This is a genomic window from Sporosarcina sp. Y1011, from assembly GCF_057669885.1.
In genome coordinates this window covers 12950-34724 of record NZ_JBYHFP010000014.1, presented here as the reverse complement: position 1 = coordinate 34724, position 21775 = coordinate 12950, and the positions used below count along the sequence as shown (strand labels likewise).

29 protein-coding genes and 2 pseudogenes are annotated in these 21775 nt (G+C 34.4%); 29 read left to right on the top strand and 2 right to left on the bottom strand.

The features are described from left to right. The first annotated feature begins 419 nt into the window (after window positions 1-419). The 25 genes and pseudogenes from AC25Y5_RS14090 to AC25Y5_RS13970 all read left to right on the top strand — a co-directional run bounded on the left by AC25Y5_RS14090 (window position 420) and on the right by AC25Y5_RS13970 (window position 14699). Window positions 420-1304 carry an HNH endonuclease gene (locus tag AC25Y5_RS14090; RefSeq protein ID WP_488140845.1) on the top strand — a complete coding sequence of 295 codons (885 nt, stop codon included), beginning with the start codon at window positions 420-422 and terminating at the stop codon, window positions 1302-1304. Then, the gene (locus tag AC25Y5_RS14085; protein WP_488140844.1) at window positions 1295-1717 is read left to right on the top strand and encodes an SMI1/KNR4 family protein; all 423 of its coding nucleotides are present in this window, start codon (window positions 1295-1297) and stop codon (window positions 1715-1717) included. The genes AC25Y5_RS14090 and AC25Y5_RS14085 overlap by 10 nt, the downstream gene beginning before the upstream one ends. Window positions 1718-1737: 20 nt before the next feature. Next, the gene (locus tag AC25Y5_RS14080; protein ID WP_488140843.1) at window positions 1738-2187 is read left to right on the top strand and encodes an SMI1/KNR4 family protein; all 450 of its coding nucleotides are present in this window, start codon (window positions 1738-1740) and stop codon (window positions 2185-2187) included. 1442 nt (window positions 2188-3629) lie between these two features. Beyond that, window positions 3630-3854, top strand: coding sequence for an HNH/ENDO VII family nuclease (locus AC25Y5_RS14075; protein ID WP_488140880.1), 225 nt, complete (start codon window positions 3630-3632; stop codon window positions 3852-3854). A 9-nt stretch (window positions 3855-3863) separates the two neighbouring features. Beyond that, the gene (locus AC25Y5_RS14070) at window positions 3864-4376 is read left to right on the top strand and encodes an ankyrin repeat domain-containing protein (protein ID WP_488140842.1); all 513 of its coding nucleotides are present in this window, start codon (window positions 3864-3866) and stop codon (window positions 4374-4376) included. Beyond that, entirely contained in the window at window positions 4373-4705 is a 333-nt protein-coding gene (locus tag AC25Y5_RS14065) for a DUF2185 domain-containing protein (protein WP_488140841.1), read from the top strand. Before AC25Y5_RS14070 ends, AC25Y5_RS14065 begins: the two co-directional genes overlap by 4 nt. Window positions 4706-4943: 238 nt before the next feature. Continuing rightward, window positions 4944-5474 carry an SMI1/KNR4 family protein gene (locus AC25Y5_RS14060; protein WP_488140840.1) on the top strand — a complete coding sequence of 177 codons (531 nt, stop codon included), beginning with the start codon at window positions 4944-4946 and terminating at the stop codon, window positions 5472-5474. A gap of 77 nt (window positions 5475-5551) precedes the next feature. Then, window positions 5552-6007, top strand: coding sequence for a T7SS effector LXG polymorphic toxin (locus AC25Y5_RS14055; protein WP_488140839.1), 456 nt, complete (start codon window positions 5552-5554; stop codon window positions 6005-6007). Further along, the gene (locus tag AC25Y5_RS14050) at window positions 5908-6399 is read left to right on the top strand and encodes a hypothetical protein (RefSeq protein ID WP_488140838.1); all 492 of its coding nucleotides are present in this window, start codon (window positions 5908-5910) and stop codon (window positions 6397-6399) included. The genes AC25Y5_RS14055 and AC25Y5_RS14050 overlap by 100 nt, the downstream gene beginning before the upstream one ends. An 84-nt stretch (window positions 6400-6483) precedes the next feature. Then, window positions 6484-6972 (top strand): hypothetical protein, encoded by a 489-nt coding sequence (locus AC25Y5_RS14045; protein WP_488140837.1) that lies wholly within the window; start codon window positions 6484-6486, stop codon window positions 6970-6972. Between the two features lie 11 nt (window positions 6973-6983). Continuing rightward, window positions 6984-7403, top strand: a complete 420-nt coding sequence (locus AC25Y5_RS14040) for a hypothetical protein (RefSeq protein ID WP_488140836.1) — start codon at window positions 6984-6986, stop codon at window positions 7401-7403. Window positions 7404-7709: 306 nt separating this feature from the next. After that, window positions 7710-7992: pseudogene (locus tag AC25Y5_RS14035) on the top strand (ankyrin repeat domain-containing protein); the annotation flags it as partial. A 157-nt stretch (window positions 7993-8149) separates the two neighbouring features. Beyond that, window positions 8150-8389, top strand: a complete 240-nt coding sequence (locus tag AC25Y5_RS14030) for a hypothetical protein (protein ID WP_488140835.1) — start codon at window positions 8150-8152, stop codon at window positions 8387-8389. A 96-nt stretch (window positions 8390-8485) separates the two neighbouring features. Next, a complete protein-coding gene (locus AC25Y5_RS14025) occupies window positions 8486-9031 on the top strand; it encodes a T6SS immunity protein Tdi1 domain-containing protein (RefSeq protein WP_488140834.1) in 546 nt (181 codons plus the stop codon). A gap of 354 nt (window positions 9032-9385) precedes the next feature. Next, window positions 9386-9727: a hypothetical protein gene (locus AC25Y5_RS14020; RefSeq protein WP_488140833.1), complete on the top strand. Its 342-nt coding sequence runs from the start codon at window positions 9386-9388 to the stop codon at window positions 9725-9727. Continuing rightward, complete coding sequence (locus AC25Y5_RS14015) at window positions 9724-9981, top strand: CdiA family toxin C-terminal domain-containing protein (RefSeq protein ID WP_488140832.1); 258 nt, start codon at window positions 9724-9726, stop codon at window positions 9979-9981. The genes AC25Y5_RS14020 and AC25Y5_RS14015 overlap by 4 nt, the downstream gene beginning before the upstream one ends. 114 nt (window positions 9982-10095) lie before the next feature. Continuing rightward, window positions 10096-10413, top strand: coding sequence for a ribonuclease toxin immunity protein CdiI (gene cdiI, locus AC25Y5_RS14010; protein WP_482106233.1), 318 nt, complete (start codon window positions 10096-10098; stop codon window positions 10411-10413). A 116-nt stretch (window positions 10414-10529) separates the two neighbouring features. Beyond that, window positions 10530-10853, top strand: a complete 324-nt coding sequence (locus AC25Y5_RS14005) for an immunity protein Imm33 domain-containing protein (protein ID WP_482106234.1) — start codon at window positions 10530-10532, stop codon at window positions 10851-10853. 761 nt (window positions 10854-11614) lie between these two features. Further along, window positions 11615-11767 (top strand): hypothetical protein, encoded by a 153-nt coding sequence (locus tag AC25Y5_RS14000; RefSeq protein ID WP_488140831.1) that lies wholly within the window; start codon window positions 11615-11617, stop codon window positions 11765-11767. Between the two features lie 284 nt (window positions 11768-12051). Then, complete coding sequence (locus AC25Y5_RS13995) at window positions 12052-12372, top strand: DNA/RNA non-specific endonuclease (protein WP_488140830.1); 321 nt, start codon at window positions 12052-12054, stop codon at window positions 12370-12372. A 7-nt stretch (window positions 12373-12379) separates the two neighbouring features. Continuing rightward, window positions 12380-12865 (top strand): antitoxin YezG family protein, encoded by a 486-nt coding sequence (locus tag AC25Y5_RS13990; RefSeq protein ID WP_488140829.1) that lies wholly within the window; start codon window positions 12380-12382, stop codon window positions 12863-12865. A 570-nt stretch (window positions 12866-13435) separates the two neighbouring features. Then, complete coding sequence (locus AC25Y5_RS13985) at window positions 13436-13759, top strand: hypothetical protein (protein WP_488140828.1); 324 nt, start codon at window positions 13436-13438, stop codon at window positions 13757-13759. A gap of 91 nt (window positions 13760-13850) precedes the next feature. Then, complete coding sequence (locus AC25Y5_RS13980) at window positions 13851-14306, top strand: SMI1/KNR4 family protein (protein ID WP_488140827.1); 456 nt, start codon at window positions 13851-13853, stop codon at window positions 14304-14306. A 19-nt stretch (window positions 14307-14325) separates the two neighbouring features. Beyond that, window positions 14326-14478, top strand: a pseudogene (locus AC25Y5_RS13975) (endonuclease V); the annotation flags it as partial. Window positions 14479-14534: 56 nt separating this feature from the next. Further along, a complete protein-coding gene (locus AC25Y5_RS13970; protein ID WP_488140826.1) occupies window positions 14535-14699 on the top strand; it encodes a hypothetical protein in 165 nt (54 codons plus the stop codon). 191 nt (window positions 14700-14890) lie between these two features. Here the strand turns inward: AC25Y5_RS13970 and AC25Y5_RS13965 are convergent, their stop codons facing one another. Beyond that, window positions 14891-15469 carry a TetR/AcrR family transcriptional regulator gene (locus AC25Y5_RS13965; RefSeq protein ID WP_488140825.1) on the bottom strand — a complete coding sequence of 193 codons (579 nt, stop codon included), beginning with the start codon at window positions 15467-15469 and terminating at the stop codon, window positions 14891-14893. A 416-nt stretch (window positions 15470-15885) separates the two neighbouring features. On the opposite strand from AC25Y5_RS13965, the gene AC25Y5_RS13960 reads away from it, so the two are divergent. Then, on the top strand, window positions 15886-16797 hold the full coding sequence (locus AC25Y5_RS13960; RefSeq protein WP_488140879.1) for a DsbA family protein: 912 nt from the start codon (window positions 15886-15888) through the stop codon (window positions 16795-16797). Between the two features lie 350 nt (window positions 16798-17147). Here the strand turns inward: AC25Y5_RS13960 and AC25Y5_RS13955 are convergent, their stop codons facing one another. Then, complete coding sequence (locus AC25Y5_RS13955; protein WP_488140824.1) at window positions 17148-17972, bottom strand: STAS domain-containing protein; 825 nt, start codon at window positions 17970-17972, stop codon at window positions 17148-17150. Between the two features lie 427 nt (window positions 17973-18399). On the opposite strand from AC25Y5_RS13955, the gene AC25Y5_RS13950 reads away from it, so the two are divergent. The 3 genes from AC25Y5_RS13950 (at window position 18400) to AC25Y5_RS13940 (ending at window position 21671) form a co-directional block, all read left to right on the top strand. Further along, the gene (locus tag AC25Y5_RS13950; protein WP_488140823.1) at window positions 18400-20433 is read left to right on the top strand and encodes a ribonuclease YeeF family protein; all 2034 of its coding nucleotides are present in this window, start codon (window positions 18400-18402) and stop codon (window positions 20431-20433) included. 12 nt (window positions 20434-20445) lie between these two features. Beyond that, window positions 20446-20907, top strand: coding sequence for a hypothetical protein (locus AC25Y5_RS13945; protein ID WP_488140822.1), 462 nt, complete (start codon window positions 20446-20448; stop codon window positions 20905-20907). A gap of 299 nt (window positions 20908-21206) precedes the next feature. After that, window positions 21207-21671 (top strand): hypothetical protein, encoded by a 465-nt coding sequence (locus AC25Y5_RS13940; RefSeq protein ID WP_488140821.1) that lies wholly within the window; start codon window positions 21207-21209, stop codon window positions 21669-21671. The last annotated feature ends 104 nt before the right edge of the window (window positions 21672-21775 follow it).

Here is a 21775-nt window from a genome sequence, read left to right as displayed (position 1 = left end):
AATTGAAATATCGTGAATGGTAATTATTGAATCCACATAACGATATGGATATGAATACAGTTGGTAGGCGTAGTGGGAAAATATCCATGCCTACAGAAAATAAAGCGGTTTTACCTGCCGAAGATAAACGATATCAAAATTTACAACATATCGTAAACACCATTGAATAATGGTTTACTCATTAAAGAGTATGTTGAAGCCAAATAGTTTTCTATGAAATTGTTTCTAAAGTTGAATATAAGGAAGAAGAAATCGTTAAAGTCGACAAACCGAAAGAAAACAAATTACTAGATTATTTTCAGGTTGGATTAGATATTGCAGGGCTTGTACCTGTTTTTGGTGAAGCAGCAGATGGCGTAAATGGTGTTATCTATGCGGCGAGAGGGGATGCATTAAATGCGACTCTTTCTTTTGGAGCGATGATTCCCGTTGCTGGCTGGGCAAGTACGGGTGGAAAATTAGCCTTAAAAGGTAACGATTTAAATCAAGTAAGTAAAGTGGTAAGTACAGAGAAGATGGAGTCCATCTATTCGCCAATTTACCAAGATGTCGTCAACAGTTCACTAGGCAAAACTCAAAATAAACTAGATATCTTAACTAACACTCATTACCAAATGGGTACGCCAAATGCCCTTACATTCAATATGCCATTCGCAAAAACAGATATTCCTACGAGTATAAAAAGTGGAGATGTCGATGTTAAGGTTGAAATAAAGAATGCAGATGTTGGGGCTAAGGGTACGGGTAATACTAAGAAGACTCAGACAATTAATAAAGAAAAATTTGAGAATGCAATGGTTGAAGCAGTAAGGAATCAACCTCCGTATACTAGAAAGCCTAATAAACCTAGAAATTTCACAAGCAAAGTTCGTAATGAGGATGGAACAACGACTTATACGTTCATATCTAAAAAGAATGAAAAAGAGTATAATGTAGCATATGATAAAAAGGGTTTTCCAATATTTAGTGCAAAACATGAAATTTCTTTACCAGAGAAACTTTATCTAGAAACTGACGCAGTACAATTTGAATATTTATCTAAATCGTTATACAAAGAAATAAAAGAAAATCCAGAATTGGCAACAAAATTCACAAAGCAAGAAATAGAATTTTTGGAAGCAGGTAAAGTACCTCAAACTTTAACATGGCATCACAACCAACAGCCAGGAAAAATACAAATAGTTGACTATTTTGAACACCAATCGGCTAGTCATACTGGTGGAAGAGCAATATGGGGTGGAGGTGAAGCTGGTAGAAAAGGGGAAATTAAAAAGCAGATTTTGGAGATGATTTCATGGGATTAATTAAATGGATTTTTACAGAAGAACCGCTAGATGAAATGAAAATTGGTGAAGTTGAAAATTCATTTGGGTTTAATCTACCTGATGACTATAAACAGTGCATAATAGAAAATAATGGTGGTTTCCCAGAACCTAATATTTTTGATTGCGATGATGGAAGGATTGAAGCTGTCTTCAATAATCTAATTAGTTTTACTAATAAAGACTTAAACATTAAAATGTTTTATGAGTTCTCATCTCAGAAATTAATTCCTTTTGCTAAAGATCCTTTTGGTAATTTATTATGTTTTGACTATCGCTACAATGAAAAATCACCAAAAATTATTTTTTATGACTGTGAAGAAACAACAATAACTTCAGTGTGTGATTCATTTACTGACTTATTAGAGAGATTATATGCGTTAGAAAATATTTAATGGAGTAGGAAGTGATATAATTGGAATTAAATTTTGAATTTTCATTTAAACGATTAGTAAGGCAAGATATTGAGGCATTCGAGAATGAATATGGTGTAAATCTCCCAGAAAATTATAAGAAGTTTTTGCTTCTCAATAACGGTGGTAAACCAGTGAAAAGAAGATTTAAGACAGCAGATGGAACCATTACGTCCTCAGTAATGTTGTTTCTACCTATATCGAAAGAAACAGATTCAAATCTAGAGAGTTTTTATGAGAAATATTGTACAAACAAGATAGTCCCTTCTAATTTAATTCCAATTGGTGTAGATCCTGCTGATAGCTTGATTTGTTTAACAATTAGTGAGCAGGATAAAGTGTATTTTTGTGATATGGATTACTTTGAAGAAGATAATGAGTTAAAAGATGAGTACGTTAACTTAATTTCAGAAAACTTCACATTTTTCCTCAATAACTTGTACGAAGCATAAGTATTAAATATAGCTTAATAAATTTATAGAATCAGAGGCTCGTTAAGATGACTTTGAAATTCTGAAAAAGGTGGACAAACACACTCTGAAAAGAAGGCGTGGCAAACAGTTAAGATCTAACCCATTTTGCATAGGGCATAAATAAGCATTAGCACATCCTCAACTAGAAATGACACCAAAATATTGCCAAAACAATAGATTATATCAAATTAAAACTTATCAATACCCTTGGGAATCCAGTATTCTCAGGGTGTTTTTTTATCTATATCATCTAACTGTCCAACAAGTGTCAGTATAGGAACTAAATTCTTGGTAAGAAACAACTACTCTCAAATGCTAAGTATGTAAGCAATAATAACTACAAATATACTACTGATGAACTTGGAAGTATTGAAAAAAGCTGATAGAAATAAATATGCTCAATATAAGCGCAATAAAAAGCATCCTAGTTGTTGGTAGTAACAAGGATGCGTTAGATAAATAATTGAATCATTGCGACGGTAATTCAATTATGAGCGTACTCTCATCACGGATACGTTCTTTTTTCTATATATAAACAGAGTAGAACTCCTATGCATTTTGAGTCCTGTTATTCCACGAGACAAAAACACTCCCGAGACTAATAAACAGAAACCCACCCGTAATTCTTTTACTATGGCGTGAATATCTTTTAGGGAATAACTCTTTCAGAACCTCTGTGAGTCTAGTTGGGAATAAAATGTGACCCCAAGCAATCACCAAAGATGGAAATGGCTGTATCGTAATGTACACATATTGAATCACTTTCAACCGTAAATTGAAAGCCATTACCTAAACATTCTTATTCAAAATATAAGTGTATTATATGAAGAAAATGTAGAGGGAAATATAAAATATCATGAGTATGAAAATGGTTTACTCATTAAAGAGTATGTTGTAGGCCAAACAGTTTTCTATGAAGTTGTTTCCAAAGTTGAATATAAGGAAGAAGAGACCGTTAAAGTCGACAAACCGAAAGAAAACAAATTACTAGATTATTTTCAGGTTGGATTAGATATTGCAGGGCTTGTACCTGTTTTTGGTGAAGCAGCAGATGGCATAAATGGTGTTATCTATGCGGCGAGAGGGGATACATTAAATGCGGCCCTTTCTTTTTCTGCGATGTTTCCCGTTGTGGGTATGGCTAGTACCGGTGGGAAATTTGCCGTGAAAGGAAGTAAGGCAATAGGGGATGCCCAGAATGCGAGCAAAGCTGCAGATAATGTCATAGATGGAGCTAAGGGTACGGATAAAGTAGGTACCCAAAAATCATAACGAAAGATGGATCTGTTACTATTAAAGGTGAAGGAGTCATCACTGAAGTTATAGATAATAGACCTTATTTAGATCCTAAAAATAGACCATCATTTAGAAAGAGAGTACCAGAAGTAACTTTTGAGAATGCAAAAGGTCCAGATGGATTGGTGAGAGATCCACTCTATCCAGAAAAAATAATTGAGTGGGAACCTGGTCAACCTAGAAAAGATGTTTGGGACATGGGGCATCTTCCAGAACACAAATATTCTGATATGCATAAGAGATATTTAAATGGAGAGTTAACACCAAAAGAGTTACGTGATTGGTTTAATAATCCTGATAACTATCGTCCAAAATTACCTAGTACTAATAGGAGTCATAAAATAGAATAATTAAGAGGGGTGCTGACAATAAAAATTGATTTAATTGCAAAATTAAAAAATACAAGTGAATTTATGAAAGTATACAAAGATGGTGATGAAAAAAATGTATTTGATGGGAAAAGTTTGATTTTCTTTTCGTTGTCAAATACTGACTTACCTTCACGCTATGAAATCAGTAATTTCATATTAGATAAAAATATTGATGTATTATGTAAAAATAGTGAAGATGAGACCGCGTTGCATGTTTTACTAGGGCAACGAAAAAATGACATTGAAGAAACTTATAGATTATGTAAAAGACTTATCGAAAAAGGTGTTAATATTAATGAGAAAGATGGAAAGAGTCAAGTTGCATTAATTTATATAATTCGATTGAATAAATCAGATGAAGAATTAGAAAAGTTATATAATTTGTGGTTTTCACAACCAAACTTAGATTTAACGTCTAAAGATAGTACAGGATTTTCAGCTATTGAATACGCTAGAAAATTCCCATATAGATCAAGTTTAATTGAAAGGATGGAAAAATGAATCAAAAAGAATCTGTTGAATTTATTAAAAAAGCTGGGGCCAGTATTGTTTCAAAAAATATAATAAATGAAACAGGAAAATTGAAATGGATATTGAGAGAGAAATCTATAAATGCAGTGGATAATGGTTGGAGATTTTTTTCGGAAATTGATGATGATGATTACATTAATAATCCTGGTAATTTAGTAGTATGTGATTTTAATACTGTAGCAAATATTGAACCGGCCATTCTGGGAATATACGAACTACCAATGGGTAGTGACTTACAATTAGTTTCTGAAAATGGAAAAATTAGATTTGTTGATAATTTAACTGGTAAAGAAGTTTGACGATCATTAAATTATAGAAGAAGTAGGTTATCAAGATATTGTACTATAACTCACCAAATGTAATTGATGCTAAGATTGACCTTGAATGGCTTACAGCTCATTCAAGTTTTTTTATAGGATTAATGTAAATTATGAAGGCAATACTTTAATGTCAAAAGGTGTTACATTAAAAGCAAGGGGAACAAATGGCTTTTCTTTAGATGTAACAATATTAAATAAAAAATAGGAGTGTATATATTTGGATAAACTAATTAACATTCTTCCTCCCCCAGAATTTCCACAAAAAACTGGAGATAAAGAACAATGGCGGATTTTTTTTGATACACTTGGTACGGAATTGCCTTCAGATTATGTGAAATTTATTGAAACTTATGGTACAGGTGGTATTGACAATTTTTTGTGGATATTAACTCCATTTGTAAATGATGATAATGTAAATTATCTTGGTAGGCAGAAGGAAATGACGGATGCTTATATTCAATCTAAGAAAATTTTTCCGCAGTATTATAAACATGATGTTTATCCTTCAAATGGGGGCTTACTTCCTTGGGGATACACAGATAATGGTGACGAATTATACTGGTTAACCGATGGAGAGCCTGACGAGTGGAAAATTGTAGTGTATGAGTCGAGGTCACCTGAGAATCATATTTATTCACTTACAATGGTAGAGTTTTTATATCAAATTATAACGAAAGAATTAGTAAGCAATGCATTCCCAGATGACTTTCCAAGTGATGAAACTGCATTTGTTTCAGTAAATGCTTAATAGTTACTTAACCTTGATTGGCTTAATGCCTTTCAAGGTTTTTTATTTAAAACAAGCCTAATATAGAAGTTAGACGTATGAGAAAGGTTAGTTTGACGGATGAGGCAAACAGTATCATGGATCAGGTGAGTGATATTGTCGGACTGCCCCACTTGGATGATAGCGGAGTGCAGGAGGGAGTCCTTCGTTCTAAGAGAAAAAGTGATGATACCATCTCACAACTTTATGAATTTGATGCAACGCAGACTTCCGCACTACATCCCATTGAAGAAGATTTGCAGACGATGAACACGTGGCTTACGGATATGGAGGGACTGTTCCAAGCAGGGGTCAGGGACATAAACTTCGTCCCGAGCCAATGGAATGTTCTGACGTTTAGAAGTGAAATTAGAACGGAACTGTTCCCAAAAGTGTACTTAAATCCTAGTGACTTATGGGTAAAGGAACAAAAACAGCTAATCGGTACGATGATTACTGCGGCGATTTTCAAACCCTGGAAGGAAAGAAAGTTACGACTATCGAAGAAAACTTAGAGGAAAATATAAAATATCATGAGTATGAAAATGGTTTACTCATTAAAGAGTATGTTGTAGGCAAAACAGTTTTCTATGAAGTTGTTTCCAAAGTTGAATATAAAGTAGAAGAGATCCTTAAAGTCGACAAACCGAAAGAAAACAAATTACTAGATTTTTTTCAGGTTGGATTAGATATTGTAGGGCTTGTACCTGTTGTTGGTGAAGCAGCAGATGGCGTAAATGGTGTTATCTATGCGGCGAGAGGGGATACATTAAATGCGGCCCTTTCCTTTGGAGCGATGATTCCCGTTGCTGGCTGGGCAAGTACGGGTGGAAAATTCGCCGTAAAAGGAAATGATTTATATCAAGTAAGAAATGTGGTAAGTACAGAGAAGATGGCGTCCATCTAGTCGCCAATTTACCAAGATGTCGTCAACAGTTCACTAGGAAAAACTCGAAATAAACTAGATATCTTATCTAACACTCATTACCAATTGGGTACGCCAAATGCCCTTGCATTCAATATGCCATTCGCAAAAACAGATATTCCTACGAGGATCAAAGGTGGAGATGTCGATGTTAAGGTTGAAATAAAGAATGTGGATGTTGGGGCTAAAGGTACGAGTAAAGCAGCTATTAAGCAAAACGAAGTAACTACCTATAAGAATTTTGTTGATAGGTCAGTTGTTGGAGAAAATTTAGAAGGCCATGAAGTTTGGCAACACGCAAATATGAAGGCAAATGATCTTGCCACTAATAGACTATCTACTGAAGCATCAAGGAACAATCCAGTAATAGCATTAATGCGTGAACAACACAAGATTATAAACAAAGCACAAAGAGGTATTGACGCTGTCAATCAATTACGATTTGATAATATTATGAGTAATTCCAAAATTTTGCGAGATGCTGGTATTTCCAAAGAAATTGTAAACGATATTAATAATAAAGCGTTAAATCATATGAAAAATACTTTAAAATAAGGAATGATAATATGCATAATGAATTAAATCAATTAATGACTAAGTTGGAAAAATCAATTAATACTGAAGATTTTATAGATGTTACTTACGATATTGTTGAAGAAATAGAAGAAAGTGAAGATGCTTTTGAAGCTATTCAACCCATTTTTAAGTTGATGGAAAAATATCCAGATATAAATTTTGGTAGACCAGGGCCACTTGTTCATTTTGTTGAAAAGTTTTATAAAAATGGATATGAAGAAAAGCTTATTGAATCACTTAAAAGGCAACCTACACAACATACTGTTTGGATGTTGAATAGAGTTATCAATGGTTCTCAAGGGGATAGAAAAGAATATTTTATAAATGTATTTGATAGTATTATTGCGTTTCCGAACCTTGATGAAGAAATTGTATCACTTGCTAGTCATTTCAAGTCTTTACATGAATAAGTAAGTTAATAAACCTTTTTTTAACTGACGGACAAAGTGATACCTTGATTGGCTAAATGCCTTTCAAGGTTTTTTTAAAAATCAAGACCATTTGATAAGCAGACGTATAAGAAAGGTTGCATTGACAATTAAATAAAACGATCATATTTACTACTCGATTTACATTTACACATGATAATGAAAAAGTTCGTGGTGATAAGGTAAGAAATATACTGGTCATAAGGCAATGAAATCTTGCAAACTATCGACCAGAATTACCTAGTACTAACCGAAGTCATAAGTAAGAATGAGGGGATGATAGTATAAATGGATATTAATAAAGCTGATTGCTGGAGTGTTATAAAATTTGGAAATATTGAATTATTTTAGGGAAAGCTAAGAATTGAGGGAAAACGTATTGAAGAGGTTGTAAATTCTATTGATAAAATGGCATTAGTTTACTTGGGAAATCATTAATCAGTAGAAATTTTGATATAGCTAACTTATATTGGATAATAATACAAAGGTTAATATAATTTCAAATGATGAATGTAATGAATGGCACTATTTAGCAGCAAATATTAATTATACAGGTGCGGTTGAATTGGCTAATATAGTGAGTGCTGCCCGTGCACTGTGCAATTCAGACACGATTCAGAATTAATTCGAATTGTGTGATAAACAGGCAGACAAAACTATAATCCGCTACTCTTTTCCCACCAAACAATAAAAGAACATTTCATTTAAAAATGAGAGGATGAGTAAAAATGGATAATTCACAAGAGAGAATCTGTAAGTTTCTAACTCAAAATAAGTTAATATTCATCAGTGAAGATCTAGTAGCTAAAAAGTTCGCATACAAGAACATACTGACTTTTTACATTGGGAAAGAAGGATGGTCAGCCTATGGTATTGATGGAAGGGACTTTAAAGGACGAAACCATCAAACATCTAAAGTTGGCATTCTTATTACAGAGTATAAAGATTCTGAAAAGGATATATATTAAAAAGATGAATTTATGAGGAGGAGAAAGAGTTATTTAATAGAAAATAAAAGCAACATTTTATGATTAAGCGAAGAACACAATAAAGGGGCTTTTTAAGTGGAAACTATATTTAGTGATTTTATTAAACATGAAACTGTTGATGAAGATGTTATTTTGAAGTATAAGGATAAACTTCCTGAAGAGTTAATAGAAACATGGGGAAAATATGGTTTTGGTAGTTTCGTAAATGACTATTTAAAAGTTATTAATCCAGACGATTATTTAGATATTTTAGAGAGAAGTTACCTAAGGTATGAGCAAGCGATTCCTATTTTTACAACCGCAATGGGTGATATTATAGTATGGGAAAAAGATAAGTATGTAAATTTATTAAACTTTAGGAAAGGATATGTTAATGTTGTTTCATCCGGATTTGAATTCTTTTTTGATGATTTGAAAGATGATGACTTTATGAACGATGAATTAATGTGGCAGCCTTATCCTGAAGCGACTAGTAAATATAGTGCCCCTAACTATGACGAGTGTTTTGGATACGCCCCTTTATTAGGTTTAGGTGGAACAGAAAAAGCTGAAAATCTAAAAACAGTGAAACTAATAGAGCATATATTAATTGCCACTGAATTCATGGGTCCTATTGAATAACAAGAAACTCAGTTTTAGATAAGACGAGTCGCGTGAACAATGATTAACTCATAAACTAAGCTGGAAGATGTATTTTCTTCCAGTTTTTTTATATCTTTCATCCCTTTTTTATATTGTAGTTATTAACTTTTAAACATAAGTCGTTACAGAAGTAGATGAAGTTACCAACACTCCAAGATAACAATATAATATTAAGAAGGTATAGGAATGTTATGGCTGGAGGATTATCTTGCATGAAATAAATTCAATAAAAAGAATCCAAGTTGTTGGTAGCAAAAAGGATACGTTAGATAAATAATTTAATCATCGCGACGGTAATTCAACAAAAGAAACGATTTAAATCAAGTAAGAAATGTGGTAAGTACAGAGAAGATGGCGTCCATCTATTCGCCAATTTACCAAGATGTCGTCAACAGTTCACTAGGCAAAACTCAAAATAAACTAGATCTTTTATCTGCCACTAATTACCAATCTGGTACGCCAAATGCCCTTACATTCAATATGCCACCAGCAAAAACAGATATTCCTACGAGTATAAAAAGTGGAGAAGTCGATGTTAAGGTTGAAGTAAAGAATGTGGATGTTGGGGCTAATAAATTGAATTTTGTTGAAAATGCAAAAAACCTTCTAAAAATGTTAATACTAAAAAAGGTATTGTTGGTGGTCACAATATTGATGAATTTAAAAAAGCATTGAAAAGTCAAGGTTTCATCAATCCAGATGATTTAATTGTGTCTAAAAAACCACATCAATCAATTGAAGGAATTTATGAAGTAGAGTATAAAATACCTAGAAAAGATATGGCTGCTAATGTTCCCGAACCAGTATCATATAAAAATATCAAGGAACCTAAAACAGTTTACGACCCATCTAAGATTAGTGATGACAAAATTTATCAATGGGGACAGGAAGCAATGCAGAACGGAAAAGTAAATGGGAGGACTTGTTGAAGGAACTGCTTCAAACGGTTTAAAATATAGAGGGTATCTGAATGAGGCTGGTGAAATAACAAACTTATTCCTATTATTGATTAACTAAAAATATGATGTGATTGGAGGACGAAAATGAGTGGAGAATATCAAGTAAAGGAAAGTAAAGCAGATATTGATAAATTAATGCTAACTTATTTTAATTTCATAAATGGAAAATATCTAGAAAAAGCATTAAAAAGCTTTGCCGAAAGAGAAGGTTATGGACAAGAGATAGTATTTGCCTTTTTCCAGTCTGATTTAGATGAATATAATATGGCACAATTACCTAGACCTTTAGATGAAAAACATGTTTTGATAGAACTAGGTTACCCAGCGGTTGAAATTGAACAAATAGCTTTTTTGGATTTTAAAACATTTTATAATTATTTGGACAGAAATGTAAAAAAATAGTGGAGAAAAATCCAGAGAAAACTGAGCTAATAGAGTTATTGGCAGAAGTGAAACGTAGTTTATATAATTGAAGAACGTGGAACTGATGATATGAAAAAAGTCATGGAGGTGATTAGTTGAAAAAGAGTAGTGGATTAGGTGGTAGCGTTGTATCTAATAATATTTTACAAAATAAAGGAAAATTGAAATGGTGTATGAAAGAAAAACCAGTAAATGCTCTTGATAATGGGTGGAGATTTTTGTCGGATATAGATACAGACGAATATCTTGCTGATGCATCAAATATGTCAATTTGTGATTGGGGAACTATTATTGAGATAGAACCAGCAATAATGAATATATTTGATATGACAATAGGGACAGATATCACCTTACTTAATGAAAATAATACAAAGTATTTTGTATATACTGAGTCAGGAGAAAAGGTAATATTTAAGTAGATATATATTTGTTAGTAGCCAGTAGATTTTATATCTACTGCTATTTATTGTAGAAATGAATCTATGACAACCATAAAGCCGAGTAATTTAGCTTCCTAACATTCAGTCAAATAGCAGAACAGACGGCAGGCAGACGCTACTTATATGCAAGGAAAGGCGGCACACATATGAACAAGCTAGTTATGCAAATTACAAAGCTACTGGAACCAGGTAAGTCAGAGTTAATCGACTTCGATATCTAAATTGGAGCGTACAGCAAGAAGAAAGTAGATGCAGTGGCCATCCAATTAGATGAATTACAACATGCGACACTACTAAGCTATACATGAGAGGAATTCGGCTTTCTAATCAATCTGTACGACATAGACAAATTAAAAAACTTCCCAATCGTGTGAGAACGATAAGGAAGCGTACAGAATCAAACCTATGCAATAAAATTAGATGAATGTCGACATTTTTCTAATACTAACTATTGAGCGCGTACAGCTACCAACTGTATGCGTTCTTTTTGGGTTAGAATGGGATGCAGTATTCGTGGTTAATGTAAATGATGAATTATACTCTCGGATTATTGAACAAGAAGGACAATTATTAGTAAGTAGTATTGATGTTGCAGAGATGACTGGGAAACGACACGGAAACCTAATCCATATTCCTTTTTACCCAAACCAGTGAAATGGTTCTCTTCGTTCCGAATCTAACTTCCCTGGTATAGACGAAGCTGAAATAGTGCTTTCGATGAGTTTACCAATCAGAAGGAAATGCTGTTTCACTCAGTCAACATTAATTATTCTTATCTGGAAGAATGGATGGGACATCATCCATTTTCAGATGACTATGTGATGGAAGAAAAAGTAACTCAGGCTGGTATGCGTCAACAGTCCATTAGCCAAAACTCAAAATCAACTAGATAACCTATATAACGCTCATTCCCAATTGCGTACGCCAAATGCACTTACATTCAACATGCCACCAGCAAAAACAGAGATCTCTAGTATAGGTGCGGCTAAAGGTAGTAGAATTGAGGTTCCTTATGGAGCGCACATTGGTAAAGTTGGTAATAGAAAGGTATTAGAAACGAATGTAAAGTACAAAACAACTAACGATTTCCCGTTCCTTTGCCAAGTCGTAATTCAGCATCGACACCATCAATACGACCAAATTCATTTGTTTCATAAGTGTATCCTCTCAAAGTAATGTGGGGGAAACAGACCGAATCCGAGGTAATTATCCAGAGAGAGATGATGGTGGTCATTTAATTGGTAGTCAATTTAATGGTACCGGAGATATTGATAATTTGGTGCCTATGAATTCCCAAATAAATGAAGCAGCTGGGAAATGGCATCAGATGGAACAAGAGTGGGCATCAGCTCTAGGTAGAGAAGGAGGTAGCGCGAAAGTAAAAATAAAACCTCAATACACTGGTAGTTCCGCTAGACCGGATAACTTTATAGTCGAGTATTCAATCGATGGTGGTAGGGTAAAAAAGGTAACAGTCCAAAATCAGAATGGGGGTTAGTAAACTTATGGAACAACAGATGAATCAGATGTACCCCGTGATAGCAGAGGATATCCTTGGTATGATACCTGATGGTAATTGGTATGAGATTTACTTATATGCTGAAATTTTGGATGGTTCTGGAGAAGTGTTCTTTTATTTCAATACTTACGAGAATGAAGATTTTATATATTCTCATGATATTCCTGCAAAATATAATGTAAGTGAAAAAACCTATGATAGCTTGTTATTAGAATTACAAACTAAATTTCATGATTTAAGACAAATATTTATTGATAATGATCAAGAGCCTTGGACGAATTTAACACTAATATTGAAGTATCCTGGAAAGATAAAAATTAATTATGATTATGAAGACGTAATAAATTCGGTTATATCTCCAACGCAGCGACAAATGGTTTTTGAATATCAACATTTAGGGTTGTTACCTCAAAGTGAGATAAACAGACAGTTTGTGCGAAATTATGTAAATAATAAAAATGGGAAGAGATAAAATTCAAATATCTAAAATTCTGACTAGATGTATGAATTACAAGGCTTATATAAGTGTCGGTTACCAGGTACTCAAACAATTCGCTACTCTGGTAATTTAAATGTAGGTCCAGGAGTTAAGTGTATAATAGCTTCACATCAGGATTTATCTCCTGTGTGGGGCTTTTTGTACATATATCCCACTGACTTATGGGTAAAGGAACATGAACAGCTGATCGGTACGATGATTAATGCAGCGACTTTTTAAACCCTTGAAGGAAAGAAAGTAACTACTATTGAAGAAAATGTAGAGGGAAATATAAAATATCATGAGTATGTAAATGGTTTACTCATTAAAGAGTATGTTGTAGGACAAACAGTTTTCTATGAAGTTGTTTCCAAAGTTGAATATAAAGTAGAAGAAATCGTTAAAGTCGACAAACCGAAAGAAAACAAATTACTAGATTATTTTCAGGTTGGATTAGATATTGCAGGGCTTGTACCTGTTTTTGGCGAAGCAGCAGATGGCGTAAATGGTGTTATCTATGCGGCGAGGGGGGATGCATTAAATGCAGCCCTTTCTTTTGGAGCGATGATTCCCGTTGCTGGCTGGGCAAGTACGGGTGAAAAATTAGCCATAAAAGGTAACGATTTAAATCAAGTAAGTAAAGTGGTAAGTACAGAGAAGATGGAGTCCATCTATTCGCCAATTTACCAAGATGTCGTCAACAGTTCAATAGGCAAAACTCAAAAAAAACTAGATATCTTATCTAACACTCATTACCAATTGGGTACGGCAAAGTATTTGATTCGAAATCGAAATAGACGGCTACTCGGCCGAAAGGAACTCAACAAACATATGAAGTTCTTAACAGCCAGTTTGGTAAAATTAAACCTAATCCTAGTTTTCCTATAGAGCGAAAAAAATTCAATGCAGATACAAGAGAATATTGGATATTGAGAATAGAAAATAAATAAATAAATAAATTGTAGAGAGGGATTGTATTATGAATAAAAAAAATTTAGAAATGAAAAAAAGATACGAAGCTCTTTATTCTGATGATGGAATTAACAATGAAGAGTTAATAGAAATAGAAAAAATGTTAGAAATAGAAATGCCAGAAACTTTTTGCGAAATATCAACATTTTTTAGTGGGGGATATTTGGGTAGTATTAGTAATTATTCTTTTTCCAGGGTAGGTAACAGTTTAAATATCATCGATGAAACGATTAGATTGAGAGAGTCTGAAAATTTGCCAACCAGATTTGTCGTTCTAGCTGAGCCATCAGAAAGTCTAATAGTCATGGATACAAAAAATACTCCTTCAGTTATTTGGTTTGATGCAGTGGAAATTTCTGAATTAGAAAAAAAATCTTTTACCTCAAAACCAGATGAATGGGAGACCTATGCTGATTATTTTAATGAACAACTTGAGGTAGAAGAGGAAGAGCAAGGGTTATAGGTTATACAGCTTAGGACACTTAAGGACGACAAAAAGTGTTAAACCCATCTTTGTTTCTTGTGGAAACTGGATTGATTTAGATACAAGCACCGAAATGGTTATGAACTGTATCAATAAAGAGAGTCGTTTACCTATTCCTGTTAGATTAGCAGATTTAGAAACACAAAAGTGAGAAAACAACTAACACAATGATGATTAGAGCATTAAAAAAGAAAATTGTTACCTAGATTGGCTAATGCTAATCTAGGTTTTTTTATAGAAGAGGGCTCTGGCACCAATATTACAAAAGCTGATGATGTTGTAGAGAAGAAAAGTGATAGTATTGGTGACGTTGCGGGTGAGGTTACGGTAAATGGTAATTTGCATGATATAAACGCAATAAAAAAATCCTAGTTATTGGTAGCAACAAGGGAACGTTTGATAAATAATTGAGTCATTGCCGACTTCAACAATGGAGCGTACTCCCATCACGGATACGCTCTTTATTATATAGATAATCAGAGTAGAACTCCTATGCATATTGAGTCCTGTTATTCCACGAGACAAAAACACTCCCGATACTAATAAACAGAAACAACCAACATTTACATCTGTTTCTTCGTAACTCCAAAGTCAATCCCAGAAATTATATAAGGAATGGCTGATTTGATAAATTCCTCTGGCGGTATCTCCTTACTATATCTTTTCCACTCTACAGAAGCTCCATAAATTCCCCAGCTTAATATGACAGCAGTAATTTTTAGAGCTTTATCCTCTTCAGTTTTATTTTGATTTAACAGCATTTTATAAAAAATGATTTCAAGCTGCTCTCTAATGATACGGGCAATTGTATCTTCGTATCCTCTATGACAACGACTGGATAATGACTTTTGAAAATTTGTAATTGCTTTGAAAATGTTAACCAGCGTCTCTTCATTTAGTTCGTTTTTTTGATAGTAGTCAAAATCCAAATTAACTAATAATACTTCCGATAATACCTTTTCCAATAAATCATATATATCTTCAAAATGATAATAGAATGTGGCACGATTAATCATAGCTTCAGCAGTAATATCCTTAACGGTAATATCCTTAAATTCATTTTTACTTGATAGTTCCATAAAGGAATCCATGATTAATTTACGGGTACGTTGAATTCGAGGATCCGTTTTTGGTTGAGTCATATTGATCTCCCTCCTACTTTTTAAACAAATTCTTCAATGTGTTGTATAAACGACATTTCCAACGAACTATTGGTGTTGATAATTTTCATTATGTTATAAGATTCAATTGTAAGCAAATAATCAACTTTCAAAGCGATGTTTAATAACCATGCATTGTAATCCATAATAGGGGGGAGTTGTTTAATTAAAATCGGTATAGTTACTGGGAGCACAAGAGATGCAAGAGTGAATTTACAAATTGCAGAATGGAGTTTAGTATCAAAAAACCGTGAACGGTTTATTTTCATCACCCGGAATATAACATAGCCGTTACGTCCGAGTTAAAATATCTAAATGTTGAGTGGAATCTTGTTTTGTATGTATGTAATCGTAATATTATAGAAATGAGGGATGATCAATTGAAGAACAATAATAATATGATTTGTGATTTAGAAACTGGTGTATGCGGAGTAGCTGGAGAAGAGGAAATTGAAATCATCGATTTTAATCAACCAGAAAAAAAAGTTAGTCTTTATTATGTGACAGATCCAATTTGTTCACATTGTTGGGCAATTGAACCGACACTTCGTCGTTTTGTAGAGCAATATGGTGATTATTTTAATTTTCACACGGTTATGGGCGGTTTGTTGGAAAAATGGCATGATGGACCAATCGATCCTGCTAACGGAATATATAAACCAGCTGACGTTGCTGGTCATTGGAGAGAAGTTGGAGAACATTCAAGAATGCCAATTGATGGTACTTTAATGATTGATAATCCTGTTCAATCTTCTTACCCGGCCTCTCGTGTATTTAAAATAATCCAAAAAAGTCATAATGATGCTACAGCATTTGAGTATTTACGCCGTGCCAGAGAAGCACTTTTCGCATTTAATCAAAATATTTCAGATCCATCCGTTATGATTGACATCGTAAATAAACTGGGTCTTGATGGAGAAGCCGTTGTAATTGAAGCCGAACAACCAATTGGACAACAATTATTAAACAAAGATTTTGAACTAGTTAGAAGCCTAGGTGCCAGAGGATTCCCTACTATTATCATGATGAATGAGGACAATAAAGGTGTGAAAATTGTTGGTGGACGTCCGTTTGAATACTATGTTGACGGATTAAAACAAGTGCTAAACACGGAAGAGCTTCAACCAAAACAACAACCATCCCTTTCTACCTTGCTTGAAAAAGAAAAACTTCTATTTTCCAAAGAAATTGAAGTCATGTACGATCTTGAACAATCAGAGATTAACTCTTTTATTGAAAAAGAGCTTACACCAGGTCGTTATCAAACGCAGGAAATTCTAGGAGAATTCTATTTTACAACTACTAAATAGGTTGGAACTGTGCATCAAACAAAGACAAGCAATTCACAGATCTAAATAAACATACGAAAAACAGTAGTCTCCAATTTTTCTGACTTTCATTGTGATATTATACAATAGCAGTGAATTACCAAGTTTGTGCCGCATGCAGATACCTAAAGAGACGATTTCATCTATCCAATAGATGAAATCGTCTCTTTTTACGTATAAAGATTTTAACGACAAATTAAATGAAGTATACTTTGGTCAAGCAAAGAAAAACAATTCACACATCTGAATTCACATACAAAAAAACTGGTAATTCACCACGATTACATATTATATAAGCGTAGACTAGGTATGTACTGCGATTTCTAATTTCATTATTTTAGTAAGAATTCATTTAATGCTTGTTGTAAAGTACCAAAGGTTTTCGTGTCTTTATCAAAATTAATACCTAAACTATTCAACTGTCTAACAACATCTGGACGCAAGCCGGTAATGATTGTGCGACATCCCATCATGGAAGTACCGTAAATAGTTTTCATAAGATGTTCAATTACATTACTTTCCATACTTGCTATGCCAGATAAGTCAATGATTAATGTTTGAGTATGAAGTCTGTTAATCTCCTCTAAAACCTTTTCCTCTAGGATAGTTGTTCTAAATGTGTCCATTGCGCCAATTAAGGGAAGTATACATATGTTTGGCGTTATCGGAATAATAGGGACAGATAAATTTGCAACTATTTCCTTTTGAGCTAAAATCAGTGAATCTTTAAATGTTGAATAGCTAATAAAGAATGAATTTAAAAAGTCATCTATTTGGCTATTAAATTGTTTTTCCAATATGAAGACCATATCAATCGTGAAGTTTTGCTCATCCTTGTTATATTCTTGTATGAAGTTCCAAAGAGTTCTGCGAATCGCTTGTACCCATTCCAGTTTAAAAGATAAAGCTATGGAATGTGTAGCCCATGCTATTCCTTCTTGTTTAGCAAATAACTGAAGTTCCTTAAGTTTATCGCCATCAATGACATAATTAACTAGTTTGTGTGCATTGTTAATGAGGTCAATTTCCCCGAATCTTAAGATATCGTCAATTTTATCTCTTACATTTACAGCTTGACCTAATAATTGGTTTTCAAAAGCTGGTTTATGATCTTTAATATACTGTTTAATTTCCTTTTCTATCCTTACGTTTTCCAAATCTCTTCCCCCTCAGAATAATATCCCCTGTATCCATTATTCCCGTAATATGTACACTTTAAACTAAAAAATAATTATATCAACAATTAAACCGCTATGTGAAATAACACAGCCTATATCAACTACTTTTTTCGTCGTATGGACATAATAGGTACCGATTTTTAAGAATCCTTGCCTTATGCCATTGTAACTTTAGTTGTGAAAGTATCGAAAAAGAATAAGGCTTTTGGATCCTTTTTTCGTAGATGGGAAACTTATTCCTCCTCATATTCGTATGACATAATTAGTAAGTATTTTTACTTATTAGATTTTTGGATGCAACGGGGAGTGGGATATTTATCGACAGGGGATTATTGGCTACTAATAGGGATTGGGAGCAGTTGAAAGTGAATGTCATTGTTGCCAGACAATCGGGGGGCGATGCTTTGTGAAGGTGCTTGATGTTCATCCATTAAAGGATGGACTCCATCGGAACATCACGATGCTTGATCGTCTAGGCAAAGAAATGGAAACCATCGATCGAGCGGTTCAAGGAGTCGTTGCGATGGAAGATTCGTTGAAAGGCGAAGGGGGAAATGCAATCCGTGCATTTTACGCGGACTGCCACTTGCCGTTCCTTCAGTTTTTCAAGCTATTTCAGAACCGTTTCACATACGTCCTAAAACAGATGGACGCCGCCCTTGATGGACTCGAACCAGATTCGACAGGTTTCATTCGTGAGCATTTCCTCGACGTAGAAATCGAACAAGGGCTGAAGACCATAGCACAGTTGACGGAGAGTCTAACGGATGACGCGAACAGGATCATGAATCAAGTTGCAGACATCGTTTTCCTTCCACATCTCAATGATAGCGAAGTGCAGGAAGGCGTTCACACTGCTACAATTAAACGAGATAATACCCTCACACAACTACATGAATTCGATGCGAATCAGACGACTGCGTTGGCGCCAATTGCGCAGGATCTTCTGACGATGGAAACATGGGTTTCGGATATTGAAGGGCTGTTTACGGATGGGGTTACTGCCATTAATTTCTCAGCGAATCAATGGGCTGCCTTGTCGTCAAAAAATACGCTAAAGACGGAATTGGCGCAACATACCGCAGCTATGGCTGGTCTTCCTGTCAGGATGGGTGTAAATGGTCAGCCTACAACGATGCTCGGAGCGCTGTTAGCTGGTGAAGATCCAATTGAGTTTAGCTATGGATTAGTGGATGGGCAGAGTACTCTTTATGGGTCGAGTATTTTAACGCTTCCCGGTATGGCGACGTATGCCGGACCAATTGACTGGTCGAATGATCCAACTACGAGAAGTTACGAAATATATAGCGGAAAAGTCTGCACCGTTCCCGCTCCCCCGTCTACTAGCAATCCCAATCCATTCGTGAAATCTTTGAATAGCTTTAAGGAAATGGGAACTGACTTTGTAGACGGAGTAAAAATACGAACCGGTAAAGCACTCGATTCTCCATATGATTTTGCGAATTATGTAACAATAGGTGCTTCAGATGCGCTTATATCGGGGGCGAAAAGCAGAGCGAATAATATGACGCATTCACCATCTGACTTTGCCAATTATATGACGATGGGTATTACGGAAATGGTAAAAGACGGATTATTGCCGGAAGAGCCTTTTTCCAAGGAACATTGGGAAAATAGCTTTGGGATTGCGACTCTGGTAGTGGGAGGCGTAAAAGGGATAGGCTCGACAGAATCGGTGAGGACTGTTGGTGCTAAGGAGACGAGTAAGATTCAAGAGACAACTAAACCTCCTCAGGGTAATGTTGATAAGGGGGCTGGCAATACTAGGCCGAAAGTTGAAACGGTTAAAACTAGTGAATCTATGCAATTTATTTTAAAAGAGAATGGTTATACTGTTGATGGATTTTTAGAATTATTACATCCCGATAGGTTATTAAAAGATAAAGAAGTAAAAAAAATAAATAATATAAGAAATCAAATAGGTATTCCACCAAAAGGTACTATGATGGCGAAGGTAATACCTCAAAGAGACATATACAATTATCTTTATAATGAAAGCTATACCGGTGTTAGAGGGTTCAGTGCTGTGAAGGTGCATTCGGAAAAATTAAAAAGTTTAGAGGAGAATTATGAAGGTGCTCGTTTAGATTACAATAATACAACATTTAAAATAACTAATGGTGTTGATGGTATATCAGAATCTGTTGGAAGTCCAGATAGATATTATGGAACAATTGAATATAATTTAGGAGAACCCAACCAATTGTCAATACCAAGGTGGGATCCTAACCCTGATTCATATCCATATACAGGACGAGGATTTACGGGTAGTAAAGAGATTGTTTTACCCGAATATTATCAAGAAGCAAGAAATTTTGTTGAAGGCGATATGATGTATATTAGAGACAGTAAGGCAGGAGAACCAGTATTCAACTTTATTTTTGATGGAGATACAAAATCGTGGGTTGAATTTAATTAAGGTGGGGTTATTGTGGGTAAATATGCTAAATATAATAATAAGAATTATCCAGTAAATCTTCGAAATGATAAATATAGATTAAGGAGCAAAGAGCATGAAAATGGATTTAAAGAATTAGTTGATCTAGGTGGAAATATCCATCATGATATCTTTATAAAAGAAGTAACCCTGGATGAGATAGAACTTTTATTTGAGTTGAAATATAAAATAATATATAAAGGCGAAGAATATGAACCTTTTGCGATAGGAGAACTAGTAATCGATGATGGGAAAATTTCTTTGTTTAGTAGTGATTATGAAAGTAATGGGTTTGAAAAACAAGAACAGTTTGTATTTAAGAAAGAAGTTAGTATAGATGAAATTGATGCATTAGTTGAGATTATGGATCCGATATTGGAATTCAGCGAGTTGCCAGAAAAAATAAAAGTAATACCAAGCATTCGGGTTAAAGAGTATTTAAAGAATTTGAATTAAATGTTAGTGAACGTGGATATAAACAGTATCATGTATCTGTCCATAACAAGTAGCATTCTTAAAGAAAATTTATGTTCGCTTAAATGTAAGGTTCTGGGTTGTGAGGCGGTTAAAATAATTAGTTCTTTGCGAGAAATGAAATTTGAGTCTAGTTGAAGAACGATAAAAATACCCTATGGAGTTCATTCTCTGTAGGGTGTTTCTGTTTATTTTAGAGAGGGGCATTAACAGCGTTACAATAAATTTATCTTCAATTTTTTATGATGTTCCAAGGCCACTTCACAACTGACCTAAAACAAATGGAAGCTGCCCTTGACACACTCGAAACCGATCCGTCCGAAAAAGTTACTAACTTTGATGATCCGAACCGTAAAAGTGGTATTCAGAAATTACCTCCTTATGATGAAGAAATAACATTTGAGGGTATGAGGAAAGTCGTAGGTGGAAATGCACCAGGAACTCCGGATGGCCTTGCGCCTTATGCCATGGGTGCGTTTGACTTCTTTAAGGAAGATATCGGTACTATACTTAGCGCCGATGCGACAGCAAATGAGAGATTAGAAGCTGCGGCTTTTACTATCGTTAAACCTGCTAAAGCACTTGATACTGTGAATGATGTTCGGAAATCCGTGGATAAGGTTAAGGATATTGGGACGATTGGTAAAGGTAATGTAGATGACTTTGCAAAGGAACCTTTTTTATCAGATGAGGCATATGGTCAAAATTTTCCTAAATTAGTAGGACGCTGGGACGAAGAGTCTTAACAAGTATGATGAATATGGTAATGTTAAACAAACTGAGTGCTACGATGATTATGCTAAAGAAAAGGGATTGATTGATTTTATAAACTATGGTTATCCTGACAATC